The sequence below is a fragment of the Bacillus sp. NPDC094106 genome (genome assembly GCF_044764345.1).
Classification (GTDB): domain Bacteria; phylum Bacillota; class Bacilli; order Bacillales; family Bacillaceae_G; genus Bacillus_A.
Map to the genome: position 1 here is coordinate 13,627 of NZ_JBIWHY010000033.1, position 20,819 is coordinate 34,445.

General features: G+C 33.1%; 20 protein-coding genes and 2 pseudogenes. 14 read left to right on the forward strand and 8 right to left on the reverse strand.

All coding sequences use genetic code 11. The annotated features are described in order from the left end of the window. The first annotated feature begins 4 nt into the window (after nucleotides 1–4). Entirely contained in the window at nucleotides 5–841 is an 837-nt protein-coding gene (locus ACIQ7L_RS27140; protein WP_400573212.1) for a GNAT family N-acetyltransferase, read from the forward strand. 268 nt (nucleotides 842–1,109) lie between these two features. On the opposite strand, the gene ACIQ7L_RS27145 is transcribed toward ACIQ7L_RS27140, so the two are convergent. The 4 genes from ACIQ7L_RS27145 to ric form a co-directional block, all read right to left on the reverse strand. Beyond that, entirely contained in the window at nucleotides 1,110–1,958 is an 849-nt protein-coding gene (locus ACIQ7L_RS27145) for a P-loop NTPase family protein (protein ID WP_400573213.1), read from the reverse strand. A 249-nt stretch (nucleotides 1,959–2,207) separates the two neighbouring features. After that, complete coding sequence (locus tag ACIQ7L_RS27150; protein WP_400573215.1) at nucleotides 2,208–3,074, reverse strand: hypothetical protein; 867 nt, start codon at nucleotides 3,072–3,074, stop codon at nucleotides 2,208–2,210. 357 nt (nucleotides 3,075–3,431) lie between these two features. Next, a complete protein-coding gene (locus tag ACIQ7L_RS27155; protein WP_400573217.1) occupies nucleotides 3,432–4,184 on the reverse strand; it encodes a (S)-benzoin forming benzil reductase in 753 nt (250 codons plus the stop codon). A gap of 415 nt (nucleotides 4,185–4,599) precedes the next feature. Continuing rightward, a complete protein-coding gene (ric, locus tag ACIQ7L_RS27160) occupies nucleotides 4,600–5,307 on the reverse strand; it encodes an iron-sulfur cluster repair di-iron protein (RefSeq protein ID WP_400573219.1) in 708 nt (235 codons plus the stop codon). Between the two features lie 92 nt (nucleotides 5,308–5,399). On the opposite strand from ric, the gene ACIQ7L_RS27165 reads away from it, so the two are divergent. Both ACIQ7L_RS27165 and ACIQ7L_RS27170 read left to right on the forward strand, forming a co-directional pair. Continuing rightward, nucleotides 5,400–5,594 (forward strand): NUDIX hydrolase, encoded by a 195-nt coding sequence (locus ACIQ7L_RS27165; protein ID WP_400573220.1) that lies wholly within the window; start codon nucleotides 5,400–5,402, stop codon nucleotides 5,592–5,594. Between the two features lie 68 nt (nucleotides 5,595–5,662). Beyond that, nucleotides 5,663–6,280, forward strand: a complete 618-nt coding sequence (locus ACIQ7L_RS27170) for an acetate uptake transporter (RefSeq protein ID WP_400573222.1) — start codon at nucleotides 5,663–5,665, stop codon at nucleotides 6,278–6,280. 87 nt (nucleotides 6,281–6,367) lie between these two features. Here the strand turns inward: ACIQ7L_RS27170 and ACIQ7L_RS27175 are convergent, their stop codons facing one another. Next, a complete protein-coding gene (locus ACIQ7L_RS27175; RefSeq protein WP_400573224.1) occupies nucleotides 6,368–7,468 on the reverse strand; it encodes a phosphodiester glycosidase family protein in 1,101 nt (366 codons plus the stop codon). Nucleotides 7,469–7,823: 355 nt separating this feature from the next. On the opposite strand from ACIQ7L_RS27175, the pseudogene ACIQ7L_RS27180 reads away from it, so the two are divergent. The 10 genes and pseudogenes from ACIQ7L_RS27180 to ACIQ7L_RS27225 all read left to right on the forward strand — a co-directional run. Then, nucleotides 7,824–8,030: pseudogene (locus tag ACIQ7L_RS27180) on the forward strand (hypothetical protein); the annotation flags it as partial. Nucleotides 8,031–8,344: 314 nt separating this feature from the next. Beyond that, nucleotides 8,345–8,545 carry a cold shock-like protein CspB gene (cspB, locus tag ACIQ7L_RS27185; RefSeq protein WP_001179149.1) on the forward strand — a complete coding sequence of 67 codons (201 nt, stop codon included), beginning with the start codon at nucleotides 8,345–8,347 and terminating at the stop codon, nucleotides 8,543–8,545. 226 nt (nucleotides 8,546–8,771) lie between these two features. Next, a complete protein-coding gene (locus ACIQ7L_RS27190) occupies nucleotides 8,772–9,617 on the forward strand; it encodes an exonuclease (protein ID WP_400573226.1) in 846 nt (281 codons plus the stop codon). Nucleotides 9,618–9,938: 321 nt separating this feature from the next. Beyond that, nucleotides 9,939–10,409 (forward strand): DUF5065 family protein, encoded by a 471-nt coding sequence (locus tag ACIQ7L_RS27195; protein WP_400573227.1) that lies wholly within the window; start codon nucleotides 9,939–9,941, stop codon nucleotides 10,407–10,409. 267 nt (nucleotides 10,410–10,676) lie between these two features. Continuing rightward, nucleotides 10,677–11,432: an ABC transporter ATP-binding protein gene (locus ACIQ7L_RS27200; protein ID WP_400573229.1), complete on the forward strand. Its 756-nt coding sequence runs from the start codon at nucleotides 10,677–10,679 to the stop codon at nucleotides 11,430–11,432. 22 nt (nucleotides 11,433–11,454) lie between these two features. Then, nucleotides 11,455–13,425: an FtsX-like permease family protein gene (locus tag ACIQ7L_RS27205; RefSeq protein WP_400573231.1), complete on the forward strand. Its 1,971-nt coding sequence runs from the start codon at nucleotides 11,455–11,457 to the stop codon at nucleotides 13,423–13,425. Nucleotides 13,426–13,503: 78 nt separating this feature from the next. Beyond that, nucleotides 13,504–15,093, forward strand: coding sequence for an ATP-binding protein (locus ACIQ7L_RS27210; protein ID WP_400573233.1), 1,590 nt, complete (start codon nucleotides 13,504–13,506; stop codon nucleotides 15,091–15,093). Beyond that, complete coding sequence (locus ACIQ7L_RS27215) at nucleotides 15,062–15,676, forward strand: response regulator transcription factor (protein WP_400573234.1); 615 nt, start codon at nucleotides 15,062–15,064, stop codon at nucleotides 15,674–15,676. Before ACIQ7L_RS27210 ends, ACIQ7L_RS27215 begins: the two co-directional genes overlap by 32 nt. Nucleotides 15,677–15,753: 77 nt before the next feature. Further along, nucleotides 15,754–16,050 (forward strand): annotated as a pseudogene (locus tag ACIQ7L_RS27220) (GyrI-like domain-containing protein); the annotation flags it as partial. A gap of 17 nt (nucleotides 16,051–16,067) precedes the next feature. Next, the gene (locus ACIQ7L_RS27225; RefSeq protein WP_400573236.1) at nucleotides 16,068–16,637 is read left to right on the forward strand and encodes a GNAT family N-acetyltransferase; all 570 of its coding nucleotides are present in this window, start codon (nucleotides 16,068–16,070) and stop codon (nucleotides 16,635–16,637) included. Nucleotides 16,638–16,889: 252 nt separating this feature from the next. On the opposite strand, the gene ACIQ7L_RS27230 is transcribed toward ACIQ7L_RS27225, so the two are convergent. Together ACIQ7L_RS27230 and ACIQ7L_RS27235 are read right to left on the reverse strand one after the other, a co-directional pair. After that, the gene (locus tag ACIQ7L_RS27230; protein ID WP_400573237.1) at nucleotides 16,890–17,969 is read right to left on the reverse strand and encodes a DUF3900 domain-containing protein; all 1,080 of its coding nucleotides are present in this window, start codon (nucleotides 17,967–17,969) and stop codon (nucleotides 16,890–16,892) included. Nucleotides 17,970–18,237: 268 nt separating this feature from the next. After that, nucleotides 18,238–18,564, reverse strand: coding sequence for a hypothetical protein (locus ACIQ7L_RS27235; RefSeq protein WP_400573239.1), 327 nt, complete (start codon nucleotides 18,562–18,564; stop codon nucleotides 18,238–18,240). 413 nt (nucleotides 18,565–18,977) lie between these two features. Here ACIQ7L_RS27235 and ACIQ7L_RS27240 point away from each other — a divergent pair, with 413 nt between their 5' ends. Then, nucleotides 18,978–19,889: a VanW family protein gene (locus ACIQ7L_RS27240; protein ID WP_400573241.1), complete on the forward strand. Its 912-nt coding sequence runs from the start codon at nucleotides 18,978–18,980 to the stop codon at nucleotides 19,887–19,889. A 272-nt stretch (nucleotides 19,890–20,161) separates the two neighbouring features. On the opposite strand, the gene ACIQ7L_RS27245 is transcribed toward ACIQ7L_RS27240, so the two are convergent. Further along, the gene (locus ACIQ7L_RS27245) at nucleotides 20,162–20,572 is read right to left on the reverse strand and encodes a VOC family protein (protein ID WP_400573243.1); all 411 of its coding nucleotides are present in this window, start codon (nucleotides 20,570–20,572) and stop codon (nucleotides 20,162–20,164) included. Nucleotides 20,573–20,819 lie beyond the last annotated feature (247 nt).

Consider the following 20,819-nt stretch of genomic DNA (forward strand, 5'->3'; position numbering starts at 1 on the left):
GTCGATGATTCAGCTACAGGTATATGAGGATATTTCTCGTTTTAAGAAGGATGTTGCTCCAATTTTAGAAATGAATGAGCAAAAAAATAATTTATCATTAGGGGTGTTACAGTTCGCGGAAAGTCCGTTGTTTATGGCAGTAGCAAAGAAAAATGAAGAAATTGTGCTCATATTTCTTCAAACTGAGCCAAAACAAATGATTGTTGCTACATGCGAAGGGGCACAAGAGGTGATAAAGGAAATCGCGAAGCAATTAACAAAGGTGTATCCAGATATACCTGGATTAATAGGTGAAAAGCGAATCGTGAAACAGTTAGCTGATGAAATTGCACAACTAGAACAAAAGAAACTCTCTATTGGTATGAATCAAGGGATATATGAATTAAAACAAGTGAAGAAAAGATGGGATGAACATGGCGTTTTCCGTCAAGTAAATAGCGGCGAATTACCATTAATTGAAAAGTGGATATACCAATTTTGTGAAGATGTTCATTTGCCAACTACGGAAGAAAAGGCAAACCAAACTGCAAGTACATTAGTAAGTACAAATCGATTGTTTGGATGGGAAGTAGACGGGAGATTAGTTTCGGTAGCCGCAATAACAAGACCCACTAAGAGTAATATTACAGTCAATTTTGTATATACACCGCAAGAAGAACGTAAAAAAGGATATGCTTCTAATTGTGTAGCTGCCCTCAGTCAGCGTATGTTAAACCAAGGCTATAAAACAACTACGTTATATACGGACTTAGCAAATCCAACGTCGAATAAGATTTATCAAGAGATAGGCTATGAACCAATAATGGAATCTGTATTAATATTTTTAGAACCGATAAAATAAAAAAAGCTCGCTTATATTAACGGGTTCAGTTTAGGGAGAGAAAAATGCTAATAACCATTAGAAATAACACAATAATTTGTATGCATTTCGCACCCCGTTTCGCATTATAAATAGCAAACTAAAACGCTCAGAAAATATTCTGAGCGTTTTTATTTCCTTCTTCAACTAAAGCACCCGTTAGCGTAAGTACAATATTTCACAATATGTTACTTTAAGTATCAAAAACAGCGATGCCTTTTTAAAGAATTGCACCAGTTAGTGTAAAAAGCTATTTCACCATTTGTATTGTTAACTTATCTTTTAACATTGACCTATATGAGTCAATTTCATATTTTGTATTATTGATTTTTTCTTTTTTCATTTTTAACATATCGAATATTTCTAACTCTAAATTCCTTCTAGCTTCAAGAACTTTTATCGCTCCTTCTACACCTGAATGGTTATGTTCTTTCCCATAGCCTTGGTTAGTGTAATAGTCGACAATTCCTGTGGACCATTCTGGAGTTCTTTCTTTTAATGCCTTACTAAATGAAAATTCAAGATTATCTTGTTCTACATACAATAACATTGGATTTAAATTCTCTATGATTTTTGCAACTTTCATTACATAATTTATTATTTTTTCTTTTTGTTCACCATATTTAATCATCCCAATAGTTAATGGATTTTGTATGAAACAACATTCAAAGATATAAACCTTATTGTCTTCTAGAGCAATTTCAGCAAAGTCATTCCATTTGTCAGCAATTAATTCAACATTTTTATCGAATGGTAATTCATATATATCGTTTTTAAAAATAGTGTTAAATAATTCGTCCGAAAACTGGTCACCAAACTCATTTTTTATCTTTCTGTATGGTAATAAATAATTGCTTCCTTTTTTTAGAACTCTTTTAAGAAGCACTTCTTTAAAATCTCCACTGTTAGATAATAATCTATCGAATTCAAATTTATTAAAACAAGATACACCATCATAGTCGGCTGGGTGGTTCAAATTTCCCTCTAAAAATAGTTCAACTTCAATTTTATTTTGGTTTAGAATTTCATTTATTAGCTTTGCAGCGGTTGATTTTCCAAATCCAGGTAAACCTTCTACTATTATTAGTTTTGTATTCATAGTTATAAATCCTTCCTTCAAAGTATTTAACCAAGATTAAAAAAATCACTTACTCCACTGCAATCACTCCTTCAAAATATGATATTCACCATTTCCTTTGAAGAATCCTTCTTAAAGTAACCTGACCGTTAGTTTAAGAACATTTTTTCACAATCTCTATAATTATTTTAACATAAATTTTCCATTTATCTTTTAAAAAAATATAGTCCACCATTATTTGAGTGAACTATCTAAAGTAAATTATATCTTTTAAATCAAACACTTTGTCAGTAATCCCCAATCGTAGAGGTCTTGTTGAGCTTGTTTGAATTCCTCATATGCTTGCTTTCGTGTTTTCGTTTTATTTGTTTGGCTAATGAAGTGATGTGCATCAGTTAGCTTAAATTCTCTAGCGAAAATGCGATAGCAAGCAGTCATTAACGAACTGTCCCTATCAGTCACAAATCTCCACTCAGAAGCGTTCAAAAGATGTTTTATTAACCAATAGTGTGCCATTGTTGTATATGTCGAATTGACGTGTAATCCCTCAATATATTTATCTCTTCTTTCCACTTTTAATAGTTCCCTGTGATACTCCTCTTTGGTTTGAGTATCATTATGAGAAGGTGGCTGCGGATAATGCGAAAAGCGTAACCGAGCGTGTCGTTTAGCAAATTCATTCAAGTGGTCTTCCTTAAATAAAACCGTAGCCAATGCTATATCTTCCATTGAGGCGTTCCAATCATAAGCTATATCTGACCGAAATACATATCGAGAGAAAATCTCAGCGGTAATGACTACATTTGTAGGGAATTGAGTGTCTTCAACGCTATCGTATTTTCTGCCACCCATTCCTTTTCTACGAACATTGTTCAAGAGATAGGTCATCTTAGCAGTGTTCAGCCAAATTTCATCAAAAGAAGTTTGTTTTAATGGTTTAGTTTCATATCGCTCTATAAACTCTAAACAGCGACGATATAGCCATTCTAGCTTTTGGTAGTACGTTCCTCTACCAATCCCTAAAATTTCGCAAGTACGACTAACTGGTGTCTTATTTAAAAGGAGTTTCGCAAAGGTAGGAACAATATCATTTTTTTGTTGATTATAAACGATAGATTGCTTTGTATTAGGCATCATATTCGTTTTTTTCTTACAAGACTTACATTGCCATATTTGTGCTCCGACTTTACTTTTCCCTTGCTTATAAAAAGCTTTTGGTTCATTGAATGGTGTAAGGTCTTCTGATAAACAACCTTTTTGGCAATGATTTTAGCACATAAAATAGCAAGAGTACATAAATCTATGTACCTTTGCTATTTACCTTGTTATTTAGAACGCTATTTAACTATATAAAAGTGCTTAAACACTGTAATAACAATAAAAAAAGGGATGCTAAATCATATGTGATTTACATCCCTAATTTGTGTGTTACTTTATATTTTCTCTCTCGTAACTGAACCCGTTACGCTTATATGCGAGCTTTTTTCTATGAAACTATTTTTCATCAATACGAATCACGCCGCCTTGCTCAAAATCATTCGTTTCTAATAGATGAACAACGGCTTTAGCGACGTATTCAGGAGAAAGTAATTTTCCTTCTTCTTTTAAAGCAATAAAGCGATCTAAGTTTATAAAATCTTCTTTTTCTGTCTGACGAATTTGTTGTTGCATACTTGTGTCCACAACACCTGGGGCAAAGGAAATGGTTTTGACTGGATACTCTTTCCCTGCTTCTTCTGTAGCGACGCACTGTGTAAACATATTTACACCAGCTTTCGCTGTACAATAAGCACCCCATCCAAAGTATGGTTTTTGGCCAGCACCTGAGGAAATATTTATAATACGTTTGTCTACTTTCCAATCTTTTGTATGTTTCATAAAAGAAGAGGTAAGAATCATTGGGGCAATTAAATTAATTTGCACATTTGCAATTAAAAGTTCACTCTCTGATTTTTCAATCGGTTTCATTGGAGCAAGTATACCTGCATTATTAATCAAATGGATAGATGAGACTTTTTCTTCTTCGATGGATAAAAAGATTGTTTCAAAATGAGCTTCTAAATGGTGTACATCTTGGAGATCAGTTGAGTGAAATGTGAAAGGAATACCTTTTTGTTTTGCTTTTTCAATGAGTGTTTCATTTTGTCTTCTAGAAATACAAATGAGCCTTGTGTTTTCCTCTAACAATTGTGTAGCGATTGCTTCGCCTAATCCTTGTGAAGTACCTGTTACAATAACATAGCGCATACTTTACTGAACTCCTCTCGTACATATATACATCAATTAAAAAACTGACATAAAACCCCTCTTTTTAAGTGGGAGAGAGCATCTGCCGTGCATAGAAGCGGTTAGGACCTTTTTCTGCCACATGCGCAGTAAAAACAGAAAGAGCCAACGAGTGTAGGTTACTTTTTCTTCTGCATAGCAGGGAGTTAGATGCCGAAAAATTAAAATGGATGTATATAGCATTTTTTAATAAATTGGTTTGGATGATTTGTCCATGTGTATAGTATAGAATATTTGTTTATGAAAAAGGAATTATTACTGTTCGTAACAGCCTGTTTTTTTACTTATTACGAACATTGGTGGGAATTTTTATCATGTTGATGCCTCAAACTCTTTAAAATAAACAAAAAACTCCTCTTGTGAGGAGCGTTTTTGTTTATTTTAAAGAAAGTAATCGTTTGAATAAAATATTATTTTCAAGATGCACGTGTTGAAATAAATCAGATTCAAAATCTTCTAGACGATTATAGACCATACGATATGTGCGGCATGCATGTTCTGGAGGAGTAAAATCATTTGTAATGATTCGTAATTCTTTTATAAGATCGCCAGCTTTATCATGCTCTTGTTCTAATTCTTCAAGTCTTTCAATTGCCAAAACTAAATTTTCTTCAGTCGGATTTTGTTCGTATGTTTTGATGAGTGGGAATACAAGAGTTTCTTCTTTCATTATATGTTGTTCAAGTTCTAATTTTAGTTCATGAAAAAGTCGATGAACGATACTTAAATGCGACTCTATTTGACCATGTACGCGAAAAACCTTTGTTACATATGGACTAAGTTGTGGTAATTCTTCTTGAATAAAGTGATGATGTTTTTCAATAATATGATCAATTAGTGTAGAAAGATTAACTTCACTCCAATTTGTAGATTCATTATTTTTCGATTTATATAAAGTGTACTGTTGGTTTAATATTTTTAAAAGTTCGTCAGATGAAATTTCTTTTGTTTGTGTTGCTACTTCAATTGTTTTGTCTCCTCCACAACAAAAATCAATGCGGTACTTTTTAAACAAGTCACTCGATTGTGGAAAAGCAGTAACAATTTCACCTACAATAGATGTTTTAGTAAAAGGTATAGCCATATGAATCACTCCTCTGTTATTCGTATGTTTTAAGCATAATGGCTTAGGAAAGAGGGGGAAGTGATTATAATCACAAATATAATGGAGAATTCATGAATGTTTTGTACATTATGGACGGTGTTTTCGGTAGCGGTAAAGCAGAAGAATTTACGGAGACGAATAGGGGACAATACGTTCCGATATGGGTCCCGATGAAAGAGGTATTAAATTTGAATATAAAGCCCTATAAAGTGGCAGAATGTATCGTTCATTGTTACAAAAATAAGAAGTCTGACAACATACAATAAAAACCATTGACATAGCCTTCTGATTTCAGTATTGTATTCAGGTATGTGTTCAAAATCAGGAGGTTTTTATGAGTAATCAAACTACACATCATGTAAAAATGACAACAGCAGATCCATCTGGAATTGGTCTATTTGGATTAGCAATGGTAACACTTGTAGCATCATCACAAAAGTTAGGTTTAACAGATGGTGTTTCACTTATATTGCCATGGGCAATCTTTTTAGGAGGATTTGCACAACTCTTTGCATGCATTCACGATGCAAAGCATAACAATACGTTCGGTACAACTGCTTTCGGTGCGTATGGCCTATTTTGGTTAGGTGTTGGAACGTCTTGGTTAATTCAACTTGGAGTATTTGGTGAAAAATTAGCACAATCTGCAGATCCAAAGCAACTTGGTGTAGCCTTTATTGGATACCTAATCTTTACGGTCTTCATGACAATTGGCGCAATGGAAACACATAAAGTATTATTTATGATTTTTGTCCTTATTGATTTCTTATTTATCGGTCTTTCATTAAGTACTTTAGGTGTTATGCCACATGCAATGCACAATGTAGCAGCATACTCTGAATTGTGTATCTCACTATTATCTTTCTATGGTTCAGCAGCTGCAGTGTTAAATACACATTTTGGAAAAGTTGTATTACCAGTAGGGAAACCATTTGGTATTTTTAAAAAATAAGATAAAAAGCACGAATGATTCATCGAATCATTCGTGCTTTTTTCAATTATGAAAGTAAGGATAACAAAAGTGTACGTTTAATCATCTTTATTTGTTAAGAGCTATAGCGGTTGGTCCAACTACTTTAGCGATTTTTTCTGAACTTGCTGGATTCCCATCGATGGTTACATGTACTTTTTGATTTTGGTTAGCAGTTACAACCCAAGCGTTCGGTAAATATCGAGATTGATGAGATAAGGTAGAAGGAATATTTAAAATATCTCCTAGTGCATATAATGTCGCGGATGAACCACCATCCATTGCCATCGCATTTACTGCACCTTTTTCATAGAGAATGTCTTGGCAGTCTCTTAAAGAAGCCCCGATACTATGTGTCTGTCTTCCGTCTATGATGAAAAACATAATAGATCCATCCTTTTTCTGGGCCATAATACTTCGAGGACCATATCCCCATCCACCATCATTTGTAATCATTTTTTTTCCATTTACAATAAGTTGTGGCATGAACCCAGCTGCAGAAACAACATTTTTATTTAATAATTGTTCAGCAGAATAATCCCCTGTAACCATTTGACCGTATTTTGTCAATCCAGTAATGAGAGTTGGAGTGTTGATATCTTTTGGTGTATTGATGACTTGACCATTTTCAATAACAATGCCGATACCGGTTTTACCACCACCATGACCTGTTTCATCCCAAAAGCCACTGGCATTTACAGCAGCCAACGCATGGTTACGCTTAGCCATTACATAAATTTTCTCACCCACATCTTTTCCTTGTGAACCTTTTTGTGTTACAAGTTTTACGTTTAATGGATTGCTAATTGTCATCAATTTTCCTTCAAAATAATGATCGCTATATTTCTTTTTAATTGTTTCAATTGAGACATTAAGCGGTAAATGCTTTCTTCTTTCTAGTTCTTGTTTTGAAAGTTTTAAGGAATTGGAAAACGCACTATTTTCCCATTTTGGATTTGTAATGGATTGCGAAATATCGTTTAACTCTTTATCGGACAACAATGTGATTTTTGCATACTGCGGATGTTGTGAAGTTAAAATACTTTCAGCAGCAATTACACGTAAGTTATGTCCGTATGAAGTGCCAAATAAAATGACAGCACCTATTACTAACAACAACAATACCAAAATGGAGGATACTTTAAAAAATTTAATAAAATATTTCTTCATCGTAAAGACTCCTCATTATTTAAATTTGAATAAAAGTCGAAATATGCATTTTTATGAATATAAAGTGCTGATTATACAATACGTGGATATAGATGATTTGACAAGAGATGAATATGAATGTGGGAGTACCAATTATAATATAAATGGTCAGATAGATGGGGGAATTATGTTAGCTACTATATATACATCAATTAAAAAGCGACATAAAACCCCTCCTTTTTAGGGGGAAGAGAGCATCTGGCCATGCATAGAGGCGGTCAGGGCCTTTTCCTGCCACATGCGAAGTAAAAACAGAGAGAGCAAACGAGTGTAGGTTACTTTTTGTTCTGCATAACAGGGATTTAGATGTCGAAAAATGAAAAAGGATTTATATACATGTGATGACCTATTCATTGAACAAGATGGAAAGCGGAAACGTTAACTGCGTCTAAAAACTCCAATATTTACTAGTAACAGTAAGGTAATTTATGGTGTAGGAGACGAAGGGATTTTTATGCGTAGTATGGATCGTGGTGAAAACTGGAAGATTCAACGTTTTCCAACAAAGGAAATAAGCTGGAATTAGCACAGTTTGTCGTGTGTTTCTATTAAAGGACATGGCTAGCGAATTGTTAATCAGGAGAATCAAAAATGATGCAGTGGAAAAAAATATTGTGGAAAATAAAATTAGCTTTACTTTTATTATAGTGGTGTGATATAGTGATTATAAACCATTTTACTTTTAATAATATAGAGATTTAAATGAGCTGTAACTTCAGAGGAGGATAGCAATGTTAAATCTCCTTTGTGGTTACAGTTTTTTACTGTCCTCATTATTGTTGTAAAGTGGTTGAAAATGAATATGTACATATAGGTACATTGTAGGAGGATTTTTTCATGCAAAACGGTAAAGTAAAATGGTTTAACTCAGAAAAAGGTTTCGGATTCATCGAAGTTGAAGGCGGAGAAGACGTATTCGTTCATTTCTCAGCTATCCAAGGCGACGGATTCAAAACTTTAGAAGAAGGTCAAGAAGTTACTTTCGAAGTAGAACAAGGTAACCGTGGACCACAAGCTACTAACGTAGTTAAGAAGTAATTGAACTAAAAAGAGAAGGGTTTGCCCTTCTCTTTTTTTTGCATTTTTTATTGGATATGATTTATTTAGCTCGTTGTATGTTGATGTGTGTTGATATCTGAATATTCATTCATATTGACTCACAAAACAAAATATATAAAAACATTTTATATATTTTGTTTTGTGAGTTTGCCTAGTGGGAACTATATAATTACAAATATCATCAGTTAAGGAAGAGGTATGCGACTTGAACGAACCTAAGTATTATATTGTATTGGATGTGGAAAGAAACTTTCGGCCATATAAATCGCATGATCCATCGGAAGTAGTTGATATTGGGGCTATTAAAATGGAAGCAGGAACAATGCGTATGAAGGGACAATTTTCTGCCCTTGTGAAGCCAAGCGCACCCTTAACGCGTCATACAACAAAATTAACAGGAATTACAAAGCGGGATTTAATCGGAATGGAAAGTTTTCCACAAGTTATGGAGCGTTTTATTCATTTTATTGGAGAGGACTACATGTTTATTTCATGGGGAAAAGAAGATTATCGATTTCTTTCGCAAGATTGTGAACTTCATGGCATAGAATGCCCGTGCTTTGAGAAAAAAAGAAGATTTGATTTGCAAAAATTTGTATTTCAAGCATATGAAGAATTTTTTATACATACACCGAGTTTAAAGTTTGCAGTGGAACAATTTAACTTGGAGTGGAAAGGAACGCAGCATCGTGCTTTTGCAGATGCTGAAAATACCGCAAATATATTTCTCAAAGTATGTAAGGAAAAGGATATGTATAAACGCTATAAGAGGCACGGAGAACTTATACTTGTAAAGAACGGTCAATTAACAGAAAAAGCGAAAAAGAAGATGAGAAAATGGGTATTTAAAGAATTGAAGAAAAATAAACAACGTCCATTTACTTGGGATTTATTTCAAAATAGTGATACGTGGGAAAATATTTCGGAAAGATTTTATATTGATACTCGTACAGTATTGTTGTTACAGAAATACTTCACTACAGCAGTGAAGAAAGGTGAGTGGCAATTAAAAGTGCTAGCTGAAATGGAGAAACAAGAGGAGAAAAGGTAGTTGAATGTATAGTGGGACTGATTCGTAATAAAATGATTCGAATAAAATTCAGATTTTTCTAATTTGTTTATTCCTTTGATAAATGTTACACTAATATATATAGTTACAAAACTAGTATTTGGATTCCATTTATATTTTATCTTGCATGAACGGGCAGTAAGATCCCGCCTGAAAATCTAACGAGTGGGGATTAACTGCCTGTAAAAGCCGATGGGGTAGGGCAAATAATCAGTGGAGATAAAGAAAATCCTACTGATTAAAGTTTCACTTTATTATGTCTTGAAATTACGAAACTATTTCATTTTCAGGAGGTAACAAAGTATGAAAACATTAGGAAAAGTAGCGCTTATCGGAACTATTGCATTAGGAGGAATCACATCAGTAGGTCTTTTTGAAACACCAAAACAAGTGTTTGCAGCAACAAAAGAGGTAAAACCTATTCAATATGCATCACTGGTAGTAGATGATTGGAGATGGAAAACTTTTTTTGAAATACATCATAATGCAGACTATCTACAGGAACTGGCAGTAGGTAATTTGAAGCATGGTGATTCTTTTGACGTAAACGTTCAAACTGGGGGAAAAGATACTGGTATTGTTAAGGTATATCGTATAAATGAAAACGGTGCATTGCAAAGATATAAAACAATTTATGATTCTCACGCAGAACATCATTATAATAGTAGATTCATAACAAAGATAACTCCTGTATACAAACCAGGTAAATATGTAGCTATAATGAAACTTGGAGATCAGTATTACTATGGCGGGGCGTTCAATATCTCAAAATAGTTTTTATTTATAAAGGGACTTTAGTCAACCTCTATATCAAAAGTATAGGGGTTGGCTTTTTTTGTGTGTGCGAGAGGATAGTTTCGTATACAGGAACATATAGAGGATGTTCATACTTTCTTTTATTTAATGATAAGTTATTTATGGATGGAGCTTTAATTAACACAATATAAGGGTGTGAGTAGAAGATTGCGTTTTTTACTCATGCCCTTATATTGTGTTTAATAATAAACTTAGCTTATTAATAAATTGAAAGGAGCACAGATAATGAATCTATTACTATCTGCAAAAAACGTTACAAAAATTTATAATAAGAACCAATTACCTGGACTGAATAAAGTATCTTTTGATATCGAATCGGGTGAATTTATTGGCATTATGGGAGCGTCTGGATCAGGAAAGACAACTTTATTGAATATCCTATCAACTATCGATACAGCTACAGCTGGAGATGTTTTGATAAATGGCGTCAATATTAAAACACTTAATGATAATAAATCTGCCGATTTTAGAAAAGATCATTTAGGATTTATTTTTCAAGAGTATTTTTTACTTGATAGTTTAACGGTAAAGGAAAATATTGCTGTGCCGCTTACTTTGTTACATAAATCCCCAGCAGAAATTGAAGAATCCATAAATAGTTTAGCGAACCGTTTCGGAATATTTGAGCAATTGGATAAGTACCCTAGTCAACTTTCTGGAGGTCAAAAGCAGAGAGTTGCGGCAGCAAGAGCGATTGCAAAACAGCCAAGTATTTTATTTGCAGATGAACCAACAGGTGCATTAGATTCAAATTCTGCAACAGAATTACTTCAAAAATTAAGTGAGGTTAATCAGGAGCTTCATACGACAATTTTAATGGTAACCCATGATGCTTATGCAGCAAGTTTTTCAAGCAGAATCCTTATATTTAAAGATGGGAATATTATAAAAGAATTAAAAAGAAATGCTCAAGATAAAAAAGCTTTTTTTGAAGAGATATTAAGGGAAATCTCTAAGGTTGATGAAAATCGACATAAATAAGGGAGGAGAGGAGAGCAGAAAAATGGGATTATTAACAATAGCCAAAAAGAATTTGAAGAAAAATTTTTCTTTTTATTCATTTTATTTCATCGCAGTAACGTTTGTACTTACAGTATTTTTTTCATTCATTTCTTTTTCTATGAACGAGATTATTATGGAGAAAATCTCCTCTGACGGTAGAGTGGAGACAATGTCAAGAACGGTAGCAATCTTTGTTATGGCATTTGTACTTTTCTATATGTCATACTCCAACACCTTTTTTATGAAAAGACGAATGAAAGAGCTTGGAATTTATTCACTTTTAGGGTATCGAAAGTCAAGCATGATAAAACTATTAACTATTGAGAATACTTTAATTTGTTTTGCATCCCTAATAGTAGGAATCGTTTTTGGTGCTATTGCCCATAAAGGAATTGTCGAGGCAATAGTCACAGTACTAAAATTAAAAATAGAAACTTCTGAAGTACAATTTATTAATATGAACGCGGTATTGTTCTCTTTAGTGTTTGTGCTTGCTGTGTTAGTCATGCTCTTTTTATCAAACTGGATAATCCTTCGGAGAAGTTCATTACTTACTTTGGTACGTTTGGAAAAAAAGGAAGAAAAGCAGGTTAAGATTAATGGAATCTTCGCGATATTAGGGCTAGTATTGATAGGGATTGGTTATTTCTTAGCCTTTGATATTACAAGAGGAGTAGAATCATTGTGGAAAACTATAGGGTTTTCACCGATTGCCCTTGTAACAATGTTAAGTGTGGTAATAGGAACAATACTCTTTATTCATTCTTTTTTACCTTTTTCAATTCAAAGATTGAAAAAGCGGAAAACCTGGCTTTACAAAGAATCCAATATTATTACCCTTCCAAATTTCATCTATAAAATTCGCTCAAAGGCGAAGACTTTAATTTTATTAACTTTATTAGCAGCAGGAACTTTAGCTATATTCGGTTCCACTGTACTGTCTCTTTGTTATCCTGTTGCTGCCATAGAACGTATCATACCGTCAGCTATTGAGTTTCCCGTTGAGGACAAACAAGTAGCTACTCAAGCAATCAAAATCGTGGAAGATACTGTGGGAAAAGAAAATATGAAATACAAAGAAACAACTATTATTCAAGGAACCTCCTCCTCGGATCATTTACCTAAGGAATATCGCGCGAAAGAAGCGTTTGGATTTGATCTTATCTCGGAATCAGATTACAGGGGGCTTATAAAGATTCAAGGTAAACATGTAGAGTTTGAGAAGTTAACTGACAATGAAAGTGTCCTAGTGAAATATCGACCTGAGAAAGAGAATTTAGATAAAGGGAATGTGTATACTTTGACGTTAACCCCTACAAATAGTGTAGATATCAAAGTGAAAGACACCACATTACTTAACCCAATTGGATTTGCAAATAGTATTGGTACCTTGGTTATTTCAGACAATCTTTATAATGAAATAAAAGCCTTTGGACTTCCAGAAAAGACGATAATGAGCATTGATGGAATAGATATGAGAGATAACAAAGAGGCGTATGAAAATTTAGCTCCACTATTTAAAAACAACGCTTTTTTTGCGAGTAGTTATCAAAGAAGTGAGTTAATTATGCATGAGAATAGTTCAACATTTTTGCTTATTACCTTTATTACGATCATCTTTTTTATCGCAACAGGTAGCATTCTTTATTTCCATAATCTTTCTAATATGATGTCGAACAAAGATGAGTTTACGATTTTAAAAAGAATGGGCTATAACAAGAAAAAGATAAAAAAGATAATTAGTAAAGAAGTTTTTACGCTATTTAGTATTCCTTATGTGTTAGGAGTAACTCATAGTATTTTTGCACTCATAGCTTACAAGTCCGCTTTAATGGATGATGTATTAGGAAGAGACAGTGCTGTTATATTACCTATTCTTTTTGCGGTAATTATTTTCACCTTGGTGTATGCCATTTATTATTTGTTAACAAAACGAGCATGCTATAAAATTGTTTTTAACAATAAAAAGTAAAAATTTTCGTATAAAGCTAATGTTGATAATTGAGCATTAGCTTTATATGGGATTCATCTAGTAAAGGTAAGTGAGTTTATGGAAAAATATTATGAAAAAAAACAAATCCTTATTTTAATTAACCAAATTTGTATGATTATTTTTTTATGCTATGAATTTTCGCGAAATAATATTGTGGGAACAGAAAAAGTGCTTCCGTTAACACTTATAACTATTATGTTTATTTACGGAGCATATATTGGCTTTGTAAATATAAGAGGGAATGTTGTTTTGTGGAAGTTTTCTAATTTGATAATCCTTGCTTCATGGCAGTTTTTATTAACACTTAATGAAGATCAAATTTTTTATACAATCAGTATGCTTCTTAGCGTAGTAGTTTTATATGAGACGGTACAATTTTTTTTCTTATTCTTTTTTCAAGATTCCGTCTATGCCTATAAGAAAGAAAAAGATTGGGTTTTACAGAGCATATGTGTGTTGACAGTGATTGTAAAATTAATAAGCGATAAAATGTTTGCTATTCTATTTTTATGTCAATTCATTTTAAGTGCTATTTGTATTGTTTTTCTATTTTTAAAAAACCGAAAACGAATTATATTTATCTTAAAAAGCGAAAAAAAGCATTTATTTAAGTCTTTTGTTATCTTGTTCATCCCTTTTGTTAGCTATATTTTGCTGTTCCAGGAAAGCCCGAAATATCTAAGTAATTTAGGGTGGTATATAATGATTCTCTTTCCTCTATTTAATATTCATACCATTGCTTTTAAAAATCATAAATTTATTAAGCGATATTTTCTTTTGAAGGAATTTAAAATTGGACTAATGGGTTTATTTTTCTTTGTTTTTATTATCTCACTAGGTTTGTTATTTAAGTTTAATATAATGACTTATTTTATCGTCATACACACGATTTTCTGGTTTGTTTTGCTTTATTTCACTTTAGTATATAAAGATATTAAGAGAACTATCTTAGATTTTGATACAGAAGATTCCAATATCCTTTCAAAAAGCTCTTATGCTCAGAATCTCGTGCAGATAGCTAAAGAGGAGAAGCTTAAAAGTGAGTTTTCTAATTATTTACATGACGAAATATTGCAAGACATATTAGCTGTTAAAAATATGATGAATAAATCTAACAAAGAAGAGATTCGTGAAATGATAGTAAAAACGTTAGAAAATTTAAGTTTATCTATACGAGCACAAATGCAAGAGTACCACCCTACATTATTAAAAACACTTACATTGAAAGACAATTATAGCAATTTACTTGAAATGATACAGAAAAGATATGGGACGAAAAATGTTGAAATATCTTTTAATTGTAATGAAGATTTATTTTTAGTCGAACCTTATCACCTTTTTATATACCGAATTTTAAAAGAATTGGTAACGAATGCATTTAAACATTCTAAATGTTCAAAGTTAGTTTTGAGTTTGAAACAAGAAAATGATGAAATAGAACTTATAGTAAAAGATAATGGTGTAGGCTTAAATGTTAATAGGCAGTGTGCCTTTAATGAGAATCGAGGATTACATTCTATTAAAGAGCAGCTGTTTTTATTAAACGGTAAAATGACAGTTTCAGAGTGCAATCCTTCTGGTTTATGTGTTACTATTCTTATTCCTATGAAAGGAGATGATTCATATAAATATTTTATTAATAGATGACCACGTTTTATTTGCAAAGAGTTTGGAAATAGCCTTAGAAGATTGTCCTGAAATAGACCATTTTTACTCATTGCAAAATATAGACAAGATCATCGAAGTTATCAATGATTTCAAGCCAGCCATTACATTGATAGATATTAATTTAAGTAACATCAGTAGTGAAGATGGTTTAGGAGTAGCAAAAAATATTATAGATCATAAATGTGACACGAAAATAGTTATGCTAACAGGATATGATTTACCTGTTTATCGTTATGAAGCTCAAAAAATCGGTGTAAGTGGTTTCGTCAATAAAAACATTATGCCAGATAAGCTGTTACAAGTTTTAATTGAGATTAATAAGGGTACAGGTTCTTTTCCAATATCTACAGATTATATTGAAGAATTGACTGATAGTGAAAAACAAATCTTACAACTACTATGTGATGGATATAAGCGTAAAGAAATTGCTTCTATCTTATATGCTAGTGAACGTACAATTTCAAACCATATTCAACATATATTTGACAAGTTGGATGTTTCATCCTCGTTAGAAGCTGTAACCAAAGGATTAAGATTAGGATATATTCAGCCTAACTATTAAAAATAATTAATTGGATTAATAGCTTTAAGAGAAAGTAGGGTATGATGATCACAAAGATGAAAGCCATATTTGTGATCAATTTCATAGGGTTGGGTCATTATTTGTTTATTGTTGGAGAAGAATTTCAGGAACTTAATACGGAATTAGAAAATGGCTTTGTAAATCTTGAAATTCCAGAGGATAAATATGCTGAATTTAAAGTCAATGGGCCTATTGATTTAGTTCAAAACAAGAGAAGATACATCTATGGAACATGGTTACCGAATTCTAAATATGAGAGAAGAGAGGGGCCAAATTTTGAAATTACTGATGTTTTAAATTCAACAATTCCGAATGAAATGAAAATGAAAAACTATATACCAATTAAGGAATAACCTAAGGAGAGAATAAAATGAATATTGAAATGGTTTTTGGAGATTTCCCAGTATTGGAATCTGTGAATCTAGTATTAAGAAAAATCGAAGAGGTACACTTACAGGAAGTATATTCGATCTACGACAATGATAAAGTATTTGAATATTGCGGAATCATTCCTAAACATAACTTACAAACGGTAAGAAAGATGATTGGTCATTTTGATAGGGATTATCATAAAAAAAGCAGAATTAAATGGGGTATCTTTCAGAAGAATCAAAGTGATAAATTAGTTGGAATTATTGAATCTATGGATTTTAACCAAAAAGTGAATATGGTATCTATTGGCTACTTTTTGGCAGAGGAGTATTGGGGGAAGGGCATTGCAACTGAATCCGTTCATAGGTTAGTAAAGTTTCTATTTGAAAAAGTGAATGTAAACAGAATTCAAGCAGAGGTCATGCCTGCAAACGAGGTTTCAAAGAAAGTCCTCTTAAAAAACGGTTTTATAAAAGAAGGATTGTTAAGACAAGCTTCTTTATGGTCTGGTAAAGGAGTAATCGATTTAGAAATATACGGCATCCTTAAAGAGGACTACATAAGGTAATGGAGTATTTTTCGATTGGTTAGCGATGGAGTAATTTATGTAATAGAAGGTTTTAGTATCCGTATATTTTTGCTGGCTACACCCTGGACACATATATAAAGGGAAAAATAAAAGAGCGCCAATATTTAGCGCTCAATAAAACTATAGTATGGAAGCTGTTATTCAATGTTAGAACCGTAAATGTTAGTGATTTATGGTCACATCTGTGAACACAAGTTAATGATTTTAGACGTCACCTTTACACTAATAAACTTAATCCAGATACGGATTCGCCCCTTTTTTTATAATTCGATCGACTACTTCATGTAAATCGTCGGGTTTAAGGAATTCTATCGGTGAAAAACCTTGTTCGAAAGTTAACGTGTCAGCTTCTATCATTAATACATATCTGTCATTTACTTTCGCGATATGAATCTGGTCTCCAAAATCGGCAAGTAGTGCCTTCACAGAGATATGGTCAGCTTTTACTTTCAATTCAACTTCAGGAGCATGCTCGACGATTTGAGCGGTAGCTTCCATTACTTCTTCTGTTGAAAACTGTTCCATAATTTCACGCTTTGGACTCGCAGCCCATACTTCCATCGCTTGGTCAAATTGTTCTCGTTCTTCAGTACCTTCTTCAAATACATCTTCAATTTGGTCGTATACTATGTCCATAACTTGTGTTTTCATAATTTCTGGCATAGAGCGCTCATATTCAACGAATTTCAAGAAGTCTTCAAAGTAGCGGGCATGTGAAGCTTGGTGGATTTTTAATTCGCCAACTTCTACGATGCCTTCTTCTGGCATGTATGGGTATTGAATTGACTTCATGTTTTTTGTCGTAATCGCCATTTCGACGTTGCGAATAAGTGTTGCTTCGTCAGAGATGGAAGCGACTTTTGGTTCGAAATCACATTTCATAACGAAGACGAATGGATCATCGAAGTATTTTCGTAGTTTTGCTTGAGCAACTAAAAATACACCGCCACGTACAGCGCTCGTATCGATATATGTATAAACAAGAGGTTCGCTCATATCTTTGAAATTCTCTTTCGTTTCCGCAAAGCGAATACGGTTAAATAAATTATAATGAGGATTTGAATCTAATTCGTGCCCAGGTTCTACGATAAATCGGCCGATTTTTGTCGGCGCCTGTTCTGTTTTTGCATGCCGTTCTACTTTTCGTTTCGATATTTTTAATAATTCCCCATCTAGGAATTCTTTTAAGGAGCTATCTTCATACTCATCAGCATCTAATGTTTGGAAATGCTTATATCGTTTATCTGCTTGTTCACCTTTTCCTTCAACTTGTACAACATAGAAAGAAAGAAAATTTATTTCAAAATCCATATTTATCACCTTGTTTCATTTCATTGACTCTTACCAGTATAGAGATGGAGAAAACATTCGTCAATTTGATACAGTGAAACTTTAATCAGTGGGGGGCGTTCATCCCCCAACTGATTATTAGTTGAACCAATCGGGCTTTTACGGGCAGTTTATCTCTCACCTTACTTTTTTGCATTCACCGAATTTTGAGGTGGGAGTATTACTGCCCGCGAATAACGGGATAAAAGAAGGGAGGTCCCTTCCTTATATGGTTTTTTATTTTTACAAATTAAAAGCCATCCTCAAGTGCTGAAAATGGAATGTTCAGCCTGTTTTCCACGGTACGTAATCTTTGATTTAAGCGATTTAGCCTGCGTGTATGGCGTTCAACTGTTTGCTGAAGTTGATTGACTTGTTGCTCGAGCTGGTTTACGCGTCTCTCTAACTGGCGATTACCGCCACCTGGAAATGAAATAGGGATTTGAAATTGTCTATTTGGATCATATGGATCGATTTGTTCTGTTTGTTCGATATATGGTTGGTATTGTGGTTGAAGGTCATATTGCGCTTGATGTATATAAGGGTTATATGGATCGTATGGATTGTAGGTATACATAAACATCCTCCGTTCTTTAAAATTAGGTTAAATTCACCATAATGTATGTGCAAGAGCGGATGGGTGGCACGGCAAATACCCATAAAGTAGGTGCTTATAATTTGAAGGGAGCTTGTAAAGATCATTTCAAAAATGGTCTAACATACAAAAAATATAAAATATCAATGTATTACATTTGTTTTTCACTTGTTACATGGTATATACTGGTTAAAAAAGATAAAGATTACAATCTTAACAAAGTTAAGTGTTTTAAGCAAATATGTGTAGACATTTTACAGAGAAAAGAGTAATTTTAATAGAGTGGAAATCAGATTGTAATATTCTATAATCATATCGTAATGTTCTGTAACCATATATACATAAAATTAGAGAAATAAAGAATGAAAAGTTGTTAGGGAAAAGGAGAGAGTATATTGTTTCGTAAAGTAAAAAGTATAGTAATAGGGGCAATATGTATTGGTGTAGTGAGTGGATGTGGCACCAAAGTTAGCGATGTGGCTTTAGTAAGCGATATGGGTGACCATGCGGTAGAGGCTAAAACAGATGTCAATGATAGTATCAGTTTAGTAGATCCTAGAAGTGGAACTGAAGTGAAAAAGTTAAATTTAGCAGACTTAGGCTACTTTGGAGATGAAAATAAATTTAAAAAAGAAGTAACGAAGATTGCTGGTGAAGTTGGAAAAAGCGTTGATAAAAAGATGGTTCCTTCACGTATGGCAAGTGATGGAACGTGGCAAGAAGGTAAACCTTCTTATGAATTAATGGAAAAAGAGTTAATAGACAAATTAATGAATGTAGGTATGTGGGATTCTTCCTATCAATTACCAATCGTTGAGAAAAAACCAGTAGCAACACCAAATGATGCTAGTGGAAGTGGTGCAGTAATCGGTAGATATGAAACGAATTTAGGTGGCTCTACTGGAGGTAGAATTGAAAATATTCGTCTATCTGCAAGTAACGTTAGCGGGGTTGTCTTAGGAAAAGGAGATCGTTTCTCTTTTAATTCATTAATTGGAGATACAACGCCAGACAAAGGATATCAGTTAGGTAAAGAAATTGTCGATGGCAAACTAGTAGATGGCTATGGAGGCGGTGTTTGTCAAACATCATCTACTCTATTCAATGCTGCAGATCAGGCTGGTTTAAAAATGGTAGAGAGAACAACGCATTCCAAAACAGTTGGGTATGTTCCAAAAGGGCGAGATGCTACAATAGCATACCCATATTTAGATTTAGTGTTTGAAAATACAAAGGATGTACCTGTGAAGCTTTATATGAGTGTAGAAGGCGATAAACTTGTTGCTGAAGTACGTGCAATGAAATAAGAATAGTCCCTGTTTATTGATGAAGGTTGTCTATTAGTGAGGGATGAAGAAAAATTTCATTAATAGAAGATTGAACTGAGCCATTCTTTCTAGTGTTTTTTAGAAAGAGTGGCTTTTTGTGTGCATGTAAAACCTTAAAAGGTGTAAATAGGAAGAAACAAAATAGAGAAGATAAATGAATGAATGAATCAATGAATCAATCAATCAGGTTGTATAATGCTATATAAAAAAGGTGCTTCGTATAGAAAGCACCTTTTTCCATGAAGAACGATTTAAGCTTTTGTGTAATTTAAATCCCAAATAACACCAAAGAAATCTTTCACTTTGGCAAATTTTGCGCCCCAAAATGTATCTTGTAATTCCATAAATACAGTTCCTTTTTCACTTAGTGCTGCATAAATTTTTTGAATTTCTTCTTCGCTATCTAATTCAAGTGCTAGGGAAATATGATTTCCAATTTCAACAGGTTGACCTAAAAATGAATCAGATACCATAAAGAATAATCCCTCTTTTTTGAAGCGGGCATGTATAATACGATTATCAGCTTCAGGCGGAGTTGGGAATTGGGAATCACCGAATGTTTGAAGTTCTTGAATTTCCCCTTCAAAAATTTCCTTATAGTACTCTAATGCTTCTCTAGCATTTCCGTTAAATGTTAAGTATGGAGTAATTGATTGTTTCATTTGTAACGCTCCTTTATATGTTGAATTAATTTCATGATACGAATGAATGTTCGTTACGTCAAGTTATTTGTATAATTTTGTTTTTAATCACTATATAAATCTATTTTCATTTTGCGCCATCTAAATCTATGCTATGCAGAATAAAAAGTAACCTACACTCTAAAATGTACCCTATAGAATAGACACTTAAAAAAAAGTCTGTTCTATAGGGTATTTCTTGTATAATAGGAGAAAAATTAGGATCGGA

What these genes read in the sequence shown, in the direction of transcription:
- ACIQ7L_RS27225 (WP_400573236.1), top strand. Translation starts at nt 16,068, where the DNA reads ATGAATATTGAAATGGTTTTTGGAGATTTCCCAGTATTGGAATCTGTG.
- cspB (WP_001179149.1), top strand. Translation starts at nt 8,345, where the DNA reads ATGCAAAACGGTAAAGTAAAATGGTTTAACTCAGAAAAAGGTTTCGGA.
- ACIQ7L_RS27195 (WP_400573227.1), top strand. Translation starts at nt 9,939, where the DNA reads ATGAAAACATTAGGAAAAGTAGCGCTTATCGGAACTATTGCATTAGGA.
- ACIQ7L_RS27245 (WP_400573243.1), bottom strand. Translation starts at nt 20,572, where the DNA reads ATGAAACAATCAATTACTCCATACTTAACATTTAACGGAAATGCTAGA.
- ACIQ7L_RS27145 (WP_400573213.1), bottom strand. Translation starts at nt 1,958, where the DNA reads ATGAATACAAAACTAATAATAGTAGAAGGTTTACCTGGATTTGGAAAA.
- ACIQ7L_RS27165 (WP_400573220.1), top strand. Translation starts at nt 5,400, where the DNA reads ATGAATGTTTTGTACATTATGGACGGTGTTTTCGGTAGCGGTAAAGCA.
- ACIQ7L_RS27170 (WP_400573222.1), top strand. Translation starts at nt 5,663, where the DNA reads ATGAGTAATCAAACTACACATCATGTAAAAATGACAACAGCAGATCCA.
- ACIQ7L_RS27210 (WP_400573233.1), top strand. Translation starts at nt 13,504, where the DNA reads ATGGAAAAATATTATGAAAAAAAACAAATCCTTATTTTAATTAACCAA.
- ACIQ7L_RS27200 (WP_400573229.1), top strand. Translation starts at nt 10,677, where the DNA reads ATGAATCTATTACTATCTGCAAAAAACGTTACAAAAATTTATAATAAG.
- ACIQ7L_RS27205 (WP_400573231.1), top strand. Translation starts at nt 11,455, where the DNA reads ATGGGATTATTAACAATAGCCAAAAAGAATTTGAAGAAAAATTTTTCT.
- ACIQ7L_RS27140 (WP_400573212.1), top strand. Translation starts at nt 5, where the DNA reads ATGATTCAGCTACAGGTATATGAGGATATTTCTCGTTTTAAGAAGGAT.
- ACIQ7L_RS27150 (WP_400573215.1), bottom strand. Translation starts at nt 3,074, where the DNA reads ATGATGCCTAATACAAAGCAATCTATCGTTTATAATCAACAAAAAAAT.
- ACIQ7L_RS27230 (WP_400573237.1), bottom strand. Translation starts at nt 17,969, where the DNA reads ATGGATTTTGAAATAAATTTTCTTTCTTTCTATGTTGTACAAGTTGAA.
- ACIQ7L_RS27215 (WP_400573234.1), top strand. Translation starts at nt 15,062, where the DNA reads ATGATTCATATAAATATTTTATTAATAGATGACCACGTTTTATTTGCA.
- ACIQ7L_RS27175 (WP_400573224.1), bottom strand. Translation starts at nt 7,468, where the DNA reads ATGAAGAAATATTTTATTAAATTTTTTAAAGTATCCTCCATTTTGGTA.
- ACIQ7L_RS27155 (WP_400573217.1), bottom strand. Translation starts at nt 4,184, where the DNA reads ATGCGCTATGTTATTGTAACAGGTACTTCACAAGGATTAGGCGAAGCA.
- ACIQ7L_RS27235 (WP_400573239.1), bottom strand. Translation starts at nt 18,564, where the DNA reads ATGTATACCTACAATCCATACGATCCATATAACCCTTATATACATCAA.
- ric (WP_400573219.1), bottom strand. Translation starts at nt 5,307, where the DNA reads ATGGCTATACCTTTTACTAAAACATCTATTGTAGGTGAAATTGTTACT.